This is a genomic window from Aquabacterium lacunae (assembly GCF_004310865.1).
GTDB classification, from domain to species: Bacteria; Pseudomonadota; Gammaproteobacteria; order Burkholderiales; family Burkholderiaceae_C; genus Aquabacterium; species Aquabacterium lacunae.
Window position 1 is genome coordinate 20554 of sequence record NZ_SIXI01000009.1, and the last position, 14357, is coordinate 34910.

Genomic DNA, 14357 nt, shown 5'->3' on the forward strand with positions numbered 1-14357 from the left:
ATGAACCGACGCGCGCTGCTGGGCCATGGCCTGCTGATTCCTGCGGGCCTGGCCCTGGCTGGCCTGGGTGGCTGTGGTTTTGCGCTCAAGCGCGTGCAGCCCCTGCCTTTCCGCTCGATGGCCCTGCAGGGCTTTGCAGGCAATTCGGGCATGGCGATCGAGCTGGCACGCACGCTCGATGCAGCCGGTGTGGCCGTGGTGGAGACCAGCGCGCAGGCTGCGGCATTGGCCTCACCCAACGAAGGCCAGCCCCTGGCGGGCCACCTGATCTTCGAAGCCCTGAACGACCAGCAGGAGCAAACCGCCGCATCGACCACAGCCTACCGGCAGATTCGCGACATGGGTCTTCGCACCCGGCTGCGGTTTCGGGTGCTGCGCGCCGATGGCTCGGTGCTGCTGGGCCCCACCGACCTGCAGCTCAGTCGCATCCTGCCTTACAACGAGAAGGACGCGCTGGCCCGCCAGGACGAGTTCGAATCCATCCACAGGGCCATGCAGACCGACCTGATCGAACAGGTCATGCGTCGCCTGGCCACCCTCAAGCCCTGAGCCACGCGCCCGCATGCAGATCCGTCTGGAGCAACTGGGCGCCCACCTGAGCAAGGCGGGTCCCAACGGGCTCAAGCCCATCTACACCCTGTATGGCGATGAGCCCTTGCTGGCGCAAGAGGCGGGTGACGCCATCCGGGCGGCTGCGCGTGAAGCCGGCTGCACCGAGCGGCAGGTGTTCACGGTGCAAGGGGCCCATTTCGACTGGTCGAGCCTGATGGGTGCGGGCCAGGCCATGTCGCTGTTCGGTGACCGGCAGCTGCTGGACATCCGCATCCCGGGGGGCAAGCCTGGCAAGGAAGGCTCGGCCGCCCTGCAGGCCTATTGCGAACAGGCCGCGGGCAACGACGGCGTGATCACCCTGGTCACCTTGCCCCGGCTCGACAAGACCCAGATGGGCAGCGCCTGGTTCAGCGCACTGGACCAGGTGGGCGTGACCGTGCGCTGCGACCCCATCGAGCGGCAGGCCCTGCCGCAATGGATCAGCCAGCGCCTGGCGGCACAGGGCCAGCAGGTGGAACCGGGCGAAGCAGGCCAGCGCACCCTGGCGTTTTTCGCCGACAAGGTGGAAGGCAACCTGCTGGCCGCCCACCAGGAGGTGGTCAAGCTGGGCCTGCTGCACCCGCCAGGCACCCTGAGCCTGGCCCAGATCGAAGATGCCGTGGTCGATGTGGCCCGCTTCAATGTGTTCAAACTCAGCGAAGCGGTGCTGGGCGGGCAGACCGCCCGTGCGCTGCGCATGGTCGAGGGGCTGGAAGCCGAAGGCGAAGCGGCCGTGCTGGTGCACTGGGCCCTGAGCGACGACATCATGGGCCTGCACAAGGCCCGCCAGGCCATGGACGACGGCAAGCCCCTGGGCAGCGTGCTGCGCGAGTTGCGCGTGTGGGGCCCCAAGGAGCGCCTGTACGAGCGCATCGTGCCGCAACTCAAGCTGGCGGCCACCGCCCGGCTGGTGAATGCCGCCAGCGTCGTCGACGGCATCGTCAAGGGATTGCCCCACCCCGCCTGGCCGCAAGACCCCTGGCAAGCCTTGATGCGCCTGACCCTCATGTTGTGCAAGACTGTGACTCGGTGAACCTGGGCCTGCCTTCCATGTGGCCCGCCCCGATGTATGCACGTCCGCAAGCCTCTGCCGCCTTCTTCCGCCCCTGTTCAGGCCCTGAACCGCTCTGAATGGGTCTACCTGGCCATGGAGCCCTTCCTGGGCAGCATGGCCCAGGCCTATGTGATCCGCTTCGAGCAGGTGGTCGGCGAGGCCGAGTTGCGCCGGGCGGCGCGCCGCATGATGAGCGCCTTCCCGCGCCTGCGCGGCGTGCTCGAGCCCACGCCGCGGCGCTTTCAGTTCCGGATCCTGCCGGAAGACCACCATTTCGAGCAGCTGTTCGACATCGCGTTTCGCACCGAGCACATCGATCTCGATGACCCGCAAGCCGTGCGCCGCTGGCACGAGATCCATGTGAACGATCCCATGGCCCTGCAGCATGGCCTGATGGTGCGCTTCACCCACGTGCCCCACCCCACACGCAGCGCTTTGATGCTGACGGTGCACCACGTGCTGATGGATGGCCGTTCGATGGTGCACCTGGTCGAGTCGCTGATGAAGCTGCTCAATGGCCAGCCGGTGGCCGATGTGCCGCTGGAATCGTCCAGCATGCTGCCGGCCATCTTGCCGAACCACTGGTGGGAATGGCCCGGCAAGGTGTGGGCCGCCTGGAGGCACCTCAAGGCCGAGGCCCGCGAGATCTCTCAGTACGAGATCGTGCGCCTGCGCAGCGACCGCAGCGAGCGCTTCACCTCGTGCGGGGTGCTGCACCATCAAACCGGCCAGGCTGGCAAGGCCTTGTCGAAGGCTGGCAAGGGCCTGGGCGGCTCGTCGAACTCTCTGATGATCGCGGCCATGGGCACCGCCTTGCTGGAGATGAACGGCAACCGCCCGGGCACGGCCGCCCTGGTGCGCGTGGGCGTGGACCTGCGCAAATACTTCCCGGAAGGCCAGCAGCCGATGCTGGGCAATTACGTGTTCGTGTTCGACGTGTTGCTGCCTCAGCACGTGCCAGAAGCCGAGCGCGTGAAGTGGATCGATGCGCGCGTGCGGGCGGGCCTGGCCCGCTACGAGCGCCGCGAATTGCTGCTGCCCCTGCTGCCCTACGAGCTGATGGGCTTCATGTCGACCCAGATGTACAGCCGCCTGATGCGCCGCGCCAAGCGCATGGACCAGTTCCCGCCGCTGAGCTTCCATGCCTCGAACATCGGCAGCGTGGACGCCTTCAATGCGGCCGATGCCCAGGTGCGCATGGCCGAGATGCACCCCTCGGTGAGCAGCGTGGTGCCGCTGGTGGTGCTGGCGCAATCGAATGGCCAGCAGCGCGCCACGGTGGCCTACCAGCGCGACGAGTTTGGCGAAGAGGGCGTGAGCGCCATGATGGCGCAGACCAACAGAGTCCTGGCTCGCTGGGTGGGCACCGACTGAGACCCCATGGGCATGGGATCGCGGGCACCTGCCCGTGCGATCCATCACAAATGGGCGGGGTTTGCCCCCTGTTTCACCCCTGTCGGGACTTGATCGAAGGCATCACACTGCCGATACCCCCTCTGTTCAGGCGCAGAAGGGAGTGCAGTGATGCCCGACATGCCCATGCTGATGGGGCCGCAAGGCCCTCAATCCGATTCGCCCATTGTTGTGAACGACGAACAGAATTCGAACCCGCCACCATCGGTCGACCGTGGTTGGTGGCAAGACGCTTGCCGAGTGTGGCGTGAACAGCCTCAAGTGCCAGTTCGCCCCGCCGACAACCCTTCCAACGGTTCCTGACGTGCCCCGACGCATGCTGAAAGCCATCATCAACCCCAGAAAGCTCCAGGCCCGCATTGTGGCGGTGTACCTGGGCTTGCTGGCGATCATTCAGCTGACGTCTTATTGGTTCATCGAAGACACGGTGGACCGCAACGCGCGCGACTCGATCAGCACTGAATTGCGCACCGGAGAGCGTGTGTTTTCACGCCTGCTGCAGCAAAACACCAGCAGCCTGGAGCAGGCGACCAAAGTGCTTGCGGCCGACTATGGCTTCCGTTCGGCCATCTCCAGCGCCGACCGCGAAACCCTGCAATCGGCCCTTCAAAACCACGGGGAACGCATCAACGCGGGCGTGGCCATTTACACCAACGCCAACTTCGAGGTGCTGGCCAGCACTGCCACCGACCCACGTCCCTTCGGGGCGGCGGTTCAGCGCTACGCGCGGCAAAGCCTGTCGGGGGGCACCCAGGCCAACCAGGTCGAGGTGATCAATGGACAGCCATATCAGATCGTGGCCGTGCCCGTGCGTGCGCCCCTGCTGATCGGCTGGGTGGGCATGGGCTTTCCGATTGGTGATGCGCTGCTCAAGGAACTCCGTTACCTGTCCGAGCTGGACTCGGTTCTGATGCTGCGCTCGCCACGTGGCGAATGGACCGTGAGTCAAGGCAGTTTCGATCCCGCACTGTGGAAGCCGGTGGTGGCCTCCTGGCAGAACCCAGTGCGTACTGACGCCGACAGCCTGGATCCGACCCTGATGGTGGCGGGTCAAGAGTACAGCGCCCACCCTGTGATCCTGCCGGGAGCCCCCGGACAGCCCCCGGTGACCGCCCTGCTGATGCGCTCGGTCGACAAGGCCCTGCAGCCCTTTGCGGCCCTCAAACTCACCTTGTTCCTGCTCAGCCTGGTGGGCGTGGCCGCGTTTGGTGTGGGCGGCTATGTCACGGCGCGGCGCATCACCACCCCCATCCGCCAGCTGGCCGGGCTGGCACGGCGCCTGGAACGTGGCGACTATGGCGCCGAAGTGAAGGTGCCTTCGCAAGATGAAATCGGCGATCTGGCGCAGTCGTTCGAGGCCATGCGCCAGGCCATCCAGGCCCGGGAAGGCCAGATCCGACGGCTGGCCTATGAAGACGCCCTCACCGAGCTGCCCAACCGCGAACAGTTCCGCCACGACCTGCGCCAGGCCATCGAGCGCAACCAGCAGGAAGGCCAGCCCTGCGCCGTGCTGCTGCTGGACATGGACCGCTTCAAGCACGTGAACGACGTGCTGGGCCACCGCTTTGGCGACGAGGTGCTGCGCGCCGTGGCCCACCGCCTGCGCCACGAAGCCCTGGACGAAGAATGCGTGCTGGCCCGACTGAGTGGTGACGAATTTGCGGTGCTGCTTCCCCTCACTGGCGTGACCCAGGCGCGTGACGTGGCCGCCCGGGTACAGCAGTCGTTCGAACGCCCGATTCGCCTGGACGAGCACACGGTCGACCTGGGCGCCGGCATCGGCATCGCCTGTTGCCCCGACCACGGCCGCGAGGCCGACCAGCTGCTCAGCCGCGCCGAGGTGGCCATGTACGCGGCCAAACAGCAGCAGGCAGGCACCGTGGTCTACCACCCGGGGCTGGACTCGACCAGTGAAGAATCGCTCACCCTGCTCAGCGAACTGCGCTACGCGGTGGACCACAACCAGCTGCGCCTGTTCCTGCAGCCCAAGGTGAACCTGCGCACCGGCCAGGTCATCGGGGCTGAAGCCCTGGTGCGCTGGGAACACCCGGAACGCGGCCTGGTGCCGCCCATGCGCTTCATTCCGTTTGCCGAGCAGACCGGCTTCATCAGCACGCTCACGCACTGGATGCTGGAGCAATGCGCACAGGCCGCTGCACACCTGGCCGCCGAAGGCTTTCCGCTCAAGCTCTCGGTGAACCTGTCCACCCGAGACCTGATGGACCAGGACCTGCCCACCCGCATGGAACAGCTGCTGGCCACCCAGCGCGTGCCCTCCAACACCCTGGTGCTGGAGATCACGGAAAGCGCCATCATGGACGACCCGCAGCGTGCCCTGCAGACCCTGGGCCGCCTGCACGCCATGGGCCTGCGCCTGTCGATCGACGATTTCGGCACCGGTTACTCGTCGCTGGCCTACCTCAAACGCCTGCCGGTCGATGAACTGAAGATCGACAAGTCCTTCGTGATGAACATGGAAAGCGACCTGCAGGACGCCAAGATCGTGCGCTCGACCATCGACCTGGCGCACAACCTGGGCCTGAGCGTGGTGGCTGAAGGCGTGGAAAACGCCAAGTCGTGGAAGCTGCTGTCGGGCCTGTCGTGCGACGAAGGCCAGGGCTACTTCATCGCGCGGCCCATGCCCGCAGCGCAGTTCCTGCATTGGGTGCGCCACTGGCAGCCGCCTGACACCACCGACGAGTGGCTGAGCACCGAGTTCGCAGCCATGATCTGAGGCCCGTGACAGGCGCCACGCGCGCCCGCCACCTCGGTCCATCCGCTTTCAGTTCCCTGACACCGCCAAGGCCTGCGCGAGCACCGCGTAGGCCTTTTGCTGTTCATCGCTCAGGGTCAATGGGGTGAGCCGCCCCTGGGCCAGGCCGTCGAGCTGGGCCTCCAGCAGGCGCTGGGCATCGCCCAGGCGGGGCAGCACCGGACCGGCAAACAGCACCTGCCCGGCATGGGCCACCAGCAGCGTCGGGAAGGTTTCGACGTCGATGTCACCGACCAGCTCGGCCTCGTCCTCGATGTCGATCCAGCGCAGACGGTGTCCTGGCCAGGCGGCGGTCAATTCGGCAAAGGTGGTCTCATAGGCCGTGCAGGTGCCGCACCAGGCCGCACAGAGACAGGCAATGTCGAGGACCACAGGGTTCATGCCGCACATTGTCTCGCATCCGGCCGGGATGCCCATGGCCCATCGGCGGGTGCACGCCACCCACCTTGTCATGGACAAACGGGTGAACAAACCAGCGAATGCACGAACTTTTTGCAAACTTTTCAATTCTGTCCTGAACAGTGCCAAAAAAGCCCTCCACAGAACGGGTCAGCCTGCCGACAATGAGCCATCGATTCACACGACAAGGCCGCATCATGAAGACCGTCCTGCTGGTCGACGATTCTGTGACCATGCTCAAGAGCCTGCAGACCGCCCTGGAAATCAGCGGTTTCAAGGTGGCCACCGCCACCGATGGCGAAGCGGCCATGCGGCTGCTGCGCGGTGGCCTGCGGCCCGACCTGGTCATCACCGACATCAACATGCCGCACATGGACGGGCTGACCTTCATCCGGCATGCCCGCCAGACCCTGCGCTTCACGCCCATCCTGGCCCTGACCACCGAGGGCCAGCGGGCCAAGCGTGACGAAGCCAAGCAGCTGGGCGCCACCGGCTGGATCCTCAAACCCGCCCTGGGCTCCGACCTGATGAAGGTGGTGAATCAGGTGCTGCCCACCCTGATGGTCGCCTGAACCCGAAGGAATCGCCATGGGACTGCTGCCCGGCTGGTTGAGCGGTGTGCGCGGGCACACCTCGCACGATGATGCGCGTGAACGTGGCTTGACGGCCCGCATGAGCGAAGGCTTCACCATTTTGTGCAACCAGTTGCGGCGGGCCGAGACCAGCTCGCATGGCGCGGTCATGGCCATGACCGGGCGCATCAGCGCGGTCAACGAACGCTGTGGTGCCCTGCAGGGCGAGCTGTCGAATGCCAGCGCCAAATCGCAGCAGCTGGCGCTGGATGCCGAAGAGCAAATGCGCCGCCAGCAACACGCACTGGCCATGCTGAACGAGCACGAGGAGCGCTTCCAGCAGGCGGTGCAACTGCACACCGCACGGGTGGACGCCTTGCTGAGCCAGGTGCGCGAACTGATCCCCCTGACCAACACCATCCGCGACATCGCCCGCCAGACCGACCTGCTGGCCATCAACGCAGCCATCGAGGCGGCCCGAGCCGGCCCGGAAGGCGCGGGCTTCAAGATCGTGGCCGCCGAAGTGCGCCAGCTGGCCAACCAGACGGCCGAAGCCGCCCAGCGGATCAGCCAGGGCATCCAGGGCATCAGCCGCACCGAAGAATCGCTGCAGCAAGAGGGCGAACCCGGCGCGCGCATGGACAACCGCCTGCTGGACGAGCTGGCCCAGGACATCGAGAAAATGGGCGCCACCCCGGGCCAGATCGCCACCGACCTGGCCCGTCTGGCCGTGCAGATGGAAGGCGACATGCGCACCATCCGCATGGACCTGGTCGACACCCTGGCGCAGATGCAGTTCCAGGACGTGAACCGCCAGATCATCGAGCAGGTGTGCGAAAACCTGCAGGACGTGGGCCAGCGCGTGCCCCGCTGGATGAACGGCTCGCACCGCCAGGGCTGGCAACACACCCAGGACGACGTGCAAGCCATGCTCGACGGCTGGCAGGCCCGCTACGTGATGAACCACCAGCGGGACGCCCATGCCCAGGCCGGCAGCGGCCACACCGGCGTGCGTGCGGACGAATCTCGCGTGATCGAGCTTTTCTGAATCAAGAACCCGACGCGCAGGCCGAAAACCGAGAAGAACTCGGACTCTTTCGGCATGCACAGGGAAGCCCCACCACCACTTGACCGCAGATCGCACCGGCTCGCCAGACGGCTGAACCGGGAAAGCGCCATCGACGCGGTCGAGCCCGCCTCGGCCGATGTGCGCGAGGTGGCCGAACGGGCCGAACGCCTGCGGGGTGATGACCTGAGCTGGCACCTCAATCGCCTGCGCTTTCCACAGGAGCTGGAACAGGCCTACCAGTCGGCACGCCTGGGCTCTCACCGCCGGCACATGATGGTGTGCTCGCTGTTCGCCCTGGTGTGCCTGTTGATTGGCTATGTGAACGATGCCCGGCTGCTGCCAGAACTGCAAGCCGAAAGCACGCCCCTGAAGATCGCACTGACGGTGTGGGTGCTGGGCCTGGGCCTGTGGGGCGGGCGCGGCCCTCGCGTGGGCCCGCGCACACTGGCCTGGCTGACCAGCCTGCAGGCCCTGGGCGTGATCGCCCTGATCTTCTGGACCACGCTCAAAGGCCAGAACCTCGCGGCCATCACGCACTCGATCAGCCTCTTCGTGCTGCCCATCTACCTGGGTGCCGTGGTGTTCCAGCGTTTCACACACACCCTGGTGATCACCTTGGGCAGCATGCTGGCCTACCCGCTGCTGGTCGAGCCCCGCAACCCCATCGAAGCCCTGATCCTGGGCGAGAACATCAAGGTGATCTGGCTCTCGGGTGGCCTGAGCCTGGTGGCCAACTACGTGCTGGAACGCCACGAGCGACACACCTACTGGCTGCACCAGCAGGCCCTGCACCAGCGCCTGCAGCTTGAAGGGTTGAAGCAACGCCTCAAAAAGCAGAGCCACCTCGACCCCCTGACGGGCTTGCACAACCGCCGCCACTTCGACGAACTGCTGCACCACAGCCTGCTGGAAGGCCCACGCCCGATCAGCCTGCTGATGGTGGACGTGGACCACTTCAAGGCCTACAACGACCACCATGGCCATCCACAGGGCGATACAGCCCTTCGCACGGTGGCCGGTGTGCTGGCTGACCATGCACGCCTGGGCAAGGGCACGGCAGCCCGACTGGGTGGCGAAGAGTTTGCCCTGTTGCTGCCCGGCACGGATGCCAGACAGGCGCATGCATTGGGCCGTGCGCTGTGTGCAGCCGTGCGCGGCGAAGGCATCCCCCATGGGGCCTCACCCACCAGCGGCGTGGTGACCTTGAGCGTGGGGGTGGCCACCGCTGAAGCCGGGCACCTGGTCTCGCCCGACGAGCTGTACGTGCTGGCCGACACCGCGATGTACGAGGCCAAACGCCAGGGTCGCAACCAGTGCGTGGCAGCGGCCGACGACTGGATGCAGGGCGCTCTGGGGCAGCGCATGCAGCAGGTGCGCCAGAGCCACGTCACGCGTGCGCCTGTCGCGCCGCCCACTGCTTCGGTGCAAGCCGCCTGGCAGGCCCAGGAAGAGGAGCTGCAACTCATCCGCAAGACCCTGACCCAGCCGCTGTGGCGCTTGCGTCTGCCGCTGCCTTTGCGACAGGCATTCGACGACGCACGCCGCAAGCCCCGCCAGCAGCACCTGGTGCTGATGGGCCTGCTGGGCCTGATCGCCTACATGGTGATGACGCTGGACGCCGCCTCGCTGCTGCCCGACATCGCCCGGCTGTTCACCCAGGTGCGTGAATACTCGCTGATGGCGCTGATGGGCGCTCTGGCAGCGCTGATGGCGCCCATGTCCACCCGCACCCGCGAATGGCTGTTCGCCGGCGCCGCCGCCGTGCTGGGCGTGAGCACCGCCTATGTGCTGTCGCTCAGCCAGGCGCCCGCCGCCTTTTCGTACGCCGCTGCGCTGTTCCTGGTGCCGGCGTTTTCGGCCATCGGCGCGCGACAGGCCGCCCATGTCGCCGCGCTGCCCGCGGTGGGCGTGGTGGCCTCCATGGCCCTGTGGCTGCGCGGCCGTGGCGAGGTGGAACAGCTGATTGCCCTGGACTCGACCACCCTGGTGGCCCTGTCTTCGGTGCTGATGCTGTACGGCTGCCACACCCTGCACCAGCGCGCCCAGCAGCACTTCCTGCTGCAGCGGCGTGACCAGATCCACCACGCCATCCTCAAGGAGCTGTCGGAAGAGCTGCAGCGCCTGGCCCTGACCGACCCGCTGACCGGCATCAACAACCGGCGCCAGTTCATGCTCGACCTCGATGCCAGCTGGGAGCAGGCCGAGCAGAGCCGCACCCCCATGGCCTTGATGATCGTGGACATCGACTGCTTCAAGCGCTACAACGACCACCACGGCCACGCCCGGGGCGACCAGTGCCTGCGCGACGTGGTCGAGGGCCTGGCGCGCTGCACCCGTGAAGGCCACGGGCTGCTGGCACGGCTGGGCGGTGAAGAATTTGCCGTGATCCTGGGCGGTGAAGCGGCCCACAACGCCTGGGACTGGGCCCAGCGCATGTGCGAGCACATCGAAGCGCTGCGCCTGCCGCATGAGGCCAGCACCGTGGGCCCGCATGTGACCGTGAGCATCGGCGTGGTGACGGTGATGCCGCACCTCAAGCCGCTGTCGCCCTCCGAGCTGCTGTCGATGGCCGACGAGGCCCTGTACGACGCCAAGGCGCGCGGCCGCAACCGCGCCATCACCTTCAACCCGGTGCGTTGAAGGGGCGGTCAGCCCCGTGCGTTGATGCGCAGCCAGGTGGTCTTGAGCTCGGTGTACTTGTCGAGCGCGTGCAGTGATTTGTCGCGTCCGTTGCCCGACTGCTTGTACCCGCCGAAAGGCACGGTGATGTCGTCCTCGTCGTACTGGTTCACGTGCACGGTGCCCGCGCGCAGCGCACGCGCCACGCGGTGGGCCCGGTCGATGTGAGCGCTCCACACGCTGGCCTGCAGGCCGTAGCTGGAGCCATTGGCCAGGGCCAGCGCCTCGGCCTCGGTGTCAAAGCGCAGCACGCTCAGCACCGGCCCGAAGATCTCTTCCTGCGCGATGCGCATGCCCGGCTGCACCTGGTCGAACACGGTGGGCTGCACGTAAAAGCCCCCGGTGTCGGCCAGGGCCTGCTCACCACCGGTCAGGCAGTGCGCACCCTGCTCGCGGGCCGAGTCGATGTAGCCCAGCACCGTGCGCAGCTGGCCTTCATCCACCAAGGCCCCCATCTGCGTGCGCGGATTGAGCGGGTCGCCTGGTTGCCAGCGGGCCGCCCTGGCCACCACGGCCTTCACGAAGTCATCGGCAATGCCACGGTGCAGCAGCAGGCGCGACGGCGCGTTGCACGACTCGCCCTGGTTGAAGAAGATGCCCGTGGCCACGGCATCGACCGCCCGCTCGATGGCATCGCTGTCGTCGAACACGATGAAGGCCGACTTGCCGCCCAGCTCGTTGAACACGCGCTTGAGGTTGCTCTGCCCGGCATAGCCCAGCATGGCCCGGCCCACGCGGGTCGAGCCCGTGAAACCGATGGCGTCCACATCCATGTGCAAGGCCAGGGCCTCGCCGGCCTCATGCCCGAAGCCGGGCACCACCTGCAGCACGCCATCGGGCAGGCCGGCCTTCTGGGCCAGCTCCCCCAGGCGCAGCGCCGTCAGCGGGGATTTTTCAGAGGGCTTGAGCACCACCGAATTGCCCGTGGCCAGGGCCGGGCCCAGCTTCCAGGCGGCCATGATCAGAGGGTAGTTCCAGGGCACGATGGCACCGATCACGCCCATGGGCTCGCGCTGGATGAGCGCCAGGGCCGAATCGGCCGTGGGCGCCACCTCGTCGTACACCTTGTCGATGGCTTCGGCGTACCACGCGATCGCTCGGGCCGCGGCCGGCACGTCCACGCCCAGGCTGTGCTGGATGGGCTTGCCCATGTCCAGCGTTTCCAGCAGGGCCAGCTCGTCCTTGTGCTGGTTGATCAGCTCGGCAAAGCGCAACAGGATGCGCTTGCGGATGGCCGGGGCCTTGCCTGCCCAGCGCCGGTCGTTGAAGGCCTGGCGGGCGCCCTGCACGGCCGCGTCGATGTCCGCCGCCTGGCCCCTCGCCACGGGCACCAGCAAACGCCCGTCGATGGGCGAGCGGCATTCGAAGGTCTGCGCGTCGCGGGCGGCCACCCGCTGGCCATTGATCCAGGCGCGGCCATCGAGCCGGCGGTCGTCGGTCAGGGCCTGGGCACGGTCATGCCAGATGCGGGCCTGGCCGGTCAGAGGGGTGTGGGTGTCGCTCATGCCGTGGTTCCGGGGGGTCGGTGCAATGCCACCACTCTAGCGAAACACGGCCCTTCACGCTTGATCCGTCACACTGCTTTGGGCAACATGGAAGGCCCCACACAAGCGGAGCGCCTTCACATGCCGGTGATCGTCATCGCCAACCCCAAAGGTGGCGTGGGCAAGTCCACGCTGAGCAGCAACATTGCCGGGTACTGGGCGCACCAGGGGCATGCCGTCATGCTGGGCGACATCGACCCCCAGCAATCGACCGCGCTGTGGCTGAAGCTGCGCCCTGAAGGCCTGCCAGGCATCCAGCCCTGGGACATCGACGCGCAACAGATCGCCCGTCCCCCCAGAGGCGTGACGCACGTGGTGCTGGACACGCCAGCGGGCCTGCAGGGCAAGCGGCTGGACGAGGCCCTGAAACTGGCCGACCGGGTGCTGATCCCGCTGCAGGCCAGCGTGTTCGACATCTACCCCACGCAGGCCTTCATCGAGCAGGTGCGTGCCCACAGGCACGGCGCCAAGGTGAAGCTGGCCGTGGTGGGCAACCGCATCAAGGACCACACCAAGGCCACCGAACACCTGCAGGAATTCCTGCAGACGCTGCAGGTGCCGGCCCTGAGCCTGCTGCGTGACACACAGAACTACGCCCACCTGGCCGCCCACGGCCTGACGCTGTGGGACGTGCCCGCCACCAAGGTAGAGAAAGACCTGGCCCAGTGGGCGCCCATCACGGCCTGGCTGGACACGGCCTGAGGAGCGCCGGAAGGCGCTCCTGTTGATGCCGACTCGTCAGAACGACACCAGCACCGAAGCGCCAAACAGCTGGTTGGTCTTCTTGTAGCCACCCAGGCGCACGTCTTCGAAGATGGCTGCGCTGGCACGGTCCAGTCGGTACTCGACCTTGAAGGTGGTGTTCAGGTTGAACAGGTAGCTCAGGCCGAAGCTCAGGGCCTGGCGGTTCACGCCACGGTTGGCGTCGTCGCCGCTGTCGATCACACCGTCACCGTTCTGGTCACCCGGGCCAATGCCGTTGCGGTTGTCCGCCGCCGTGTAGCCCAGCAGCCCGCCCCCGTTCTTGCGGTTGTTCAGGTAGTCATAGCGCACCGTGCCCTCCAGGCGAGGCTCGAACTTGTAGGCCACCAGGGTGCTCAGCCCGTACCACTCGGCATCGCGCAGCTCGCCCGTGACCGGGTCGGGCGTGATGGCCGCCTTGCGCTGCTGGCCGTAGCTCAGCTGACCCTGCACGGTCCAGTCGCCACGGATGAAGTAAGCGTCGAACTCGAACAGGTTGGCCAAGGAATCTTTCTGGGCCACCACATCCTGGCTGGCCGAGTAGATGCCCAGTCCGGTGCCGCTGGCATCCACCAACTCGGTCAGGCTGCTGGTGGTGATGGCCTCACTGAAGTTCGGCAAACGGCCATGCACCCCGGCAAAGCCGAAGCCCTGGAACTCGCCCTTGGCGTAGTCCACCCGGTAGGCCAGGGCTGGCGCCGTGTTGCCCGAGGGGCGCTTGCTGGTGTTGACGTTGGCCACCATGGCCTTGGTCAGCCACTTGCCGCTGGCCACCTCCAGGCCCGCGCCGGTGTAGGCGGTGGGCAGGGTGAAGTCGAACAGCAGGTTGTGCGTGATCAGCTTGTTCAACGTGGGCTGCAGGTACTCATAGCCCGACCAGTCGGGGATCTGACCTGCGATGAAGCGCGTCTGCAGGTCGGTCAGCGGGATCGACACCGAGGCCTCGTGCACCGGCGATTCGCCGTTGAACACCGTGCCGACGCCGCGGTTGGGCGCCAGGGTCAGGCGCCAGCGCGAGCCCCCATCGGTTTCCTTGGTGAAGTCGATGACAGCGGCACCGAAGTAGCTGTTGTCGTAGTTGTATCCGTCGTCGCTGACGTTGTTCAGGAACTGGAAGCCACCGCGGTGTTGCAGGCGGTTGTAGATGTAGGTCGGATCCATGTACCCGCTGACCTTCAAGCCCTTGAAGCCGGCCATGTCACGGGCATCTTCCAGGGCCTCGGCCTTGACCGCGATGCGGTTGAAGTCCTGCAGCTGCTCGGTCGTCATGCCCGGCTGGGCCGCAGGTGCGGGCTGCGCCGCCTGGTCGGCCACCTTCTTTTCCAGCTCGGCCACACGGGCCTTCAGCGCGCGCAGCTCCTGCAGCAGCTCCGACTGGGTGTCGGCATGGGCCAGGCCCGGGGTCAGCGCGGCCATCAACACGGCCGCGGCCAGCGCCACCGGCGACTTCAGCAGGGCTCCTCGGAAAGGGGTGTTCATGGTTGGACGTCCTTGTGTGTGTTGGATGTTGAGGTTGAAAGGG

The 14357-nt window shown here is 66.7% G+C and carries 11 protein-coding genes; 8 read left to right on the forward strand and 3 right to left on the reverse strand.

Translation table 11 applies throughout. The features are described from left to right. The 4 genes from EYS42_RS16310 (at position 1) to EYS42_RS16325 (ending at position 5792) form a co-directional block, all read left to right on the forward strand. Complete coding sequence (locus EYS42_RS16310; RefSeq protein ID WP_130969270.1) at positions 1-549, forward strand: LPS-assembly lipoprotein LptE; 549 nt, start codon at positions 1-3, stop codon at positions 547-549. Positions 550-562: 13 nt separating this feature from the next. Next, the gene (gene holA / locus EYS42_RS16315) at positions 563-1624 is read left to right on the forward strand and encodes a DNA polymerase III subunit delta (RefSeq protein WP_130969271.1); all 1062 of its coding nucleotides are present in this window, start codon (positions 563-565) and stop codon (positions 1622-1624) included. Positions 1625-1660: 36 nt separating this feature from the next. Beyond that, complete coding sequence (locus EYS42_RS16320) at positions 1661-3019, forward strand: condensation domain-containing protein (RefSeq protein WP_130969272.1); 1359 nt, start codon at positions 1661-1663, stop codon at positions 3017-3019. Positions 3020-3374: 355 nt separating this feature from the next. Next, positions 3375-5792 carry a bifunctional diguanylate cyclase/phosphodiesterase gene (locus tag EYS42_RS16325; protein WP_245503682.1) on the forward strand — a complete coding sequence of 806 codons (2418 nt, stop codon included), beginning with the start codon at positions 3375-3377 and terminating at the stop codon, positions 5790-5792. A 48-nt stretch (positions 5793-5840) separates the two neighbouring features. Here the strand turns inward: EYS42_RS16325 and EYS42_RS16330 are convergent, their stop codons facing one another. Beyond that, on the reverse strand, positions 5841-6212 hold the full coding sequence (locus EYS42_RS16330) for a thioredoxin family protein (protein WP_245503683.1): 372 nt from the start codon (positions 6210-6212) through the stop codon (positions 5841-5843). 215 nt (positions 6213-6427) lie between these two features. Between EYS42_RS16330 and EYS42_RS16335 the strand changes: the two genes are divergently transcribed. The 3 genes from EYS42_RS16335 to EYS42_RS16345 are packed head-to-tail and all read left to right on the forward strand — an operon-like array spanning position 6428 to position 10511. Continuing rightward, the gene (locus tag EYS42_RS16335) at positions 6428-6802 is read left to right on the forward strand and encodes a response regulator (protein ID WP_342635529.1); all 375 of its coding nucleotides are present in this window, start codon (positions 6428-6430) and stop codon (positions 6800-6802) included. Between the two features lie 16 nt (positions 6803-6818). Continuing rightward, positions 6819-7850, forward strand: a complete 1032-nt coding sequence (locus EYS42_RS16340) for a methyl-accepting chemotaxis protein (RefSeq protein WP_130969273.1) — start codon at positions 6819-6821, stop codon at positions 7848-7850. Between the two features lie 54 nt (positions 7851-7904). Beyond that, on the forward strand, positions 7905-10511 hold the full coding sequence (locus EYS42_RS16345) for a GGDEF domain-containing protein (protein ID WP_130969274.1): 2607 nt from the start codon (positions 7905-7907) through the stop codon (positions 10509-10511). An 8-nt stretch (positions 10512-10519) separates the two neighbouring features. Here EYS42_RS16345 and EYS42_RS16350 read toward each other — a convergent pair whose 3' ends face one another. Continuing rightward, positions 10520-12055, reverse strand: a complete 1536-nt coding sequence (locus EYS42_RS16350; protein ID WP_130969275.1) for an aldehyde dehydrogenase — start codon at positions 12053-12055, stop codon at positions 10520-10522. Between the two features lie 120 nt (positions 12056-12175). Here EYS42_RS16350 and EYS42_RS16355 point away from each other — a divergent pair, with 120 nt between their 5' ends. Further along, positions 12176-12796 carry a ParA family protein gene (locus EYS42_RS16355; protein ID WP_130969276.1) on the forward strand — a complete coding sequence of 207 codons (621 nt, stop codon included), beginning with the start codon at positions 12176-12178 and terminating at the stop codon, positions 12794-12796. A gap of 36 nt (positions 12797-12832) precedes the next feature. Here the strand turns inward: EYS42_RS16355 and EYS42_RS16360 are convergent, their stop codons facing one another. Continuing rightward, positions 12833-14314 (reverse strand): DUF3138 family protein, encoded by a 1482-nt coding sequence (locus EYS42_RS16360; protein ID WP_130969277.1) that lies wholly within the window; start codon positions 14312-14314, stop codon positions 12833-12835. Positions 14315-14357: the final 43 nt, after the last annotated feature.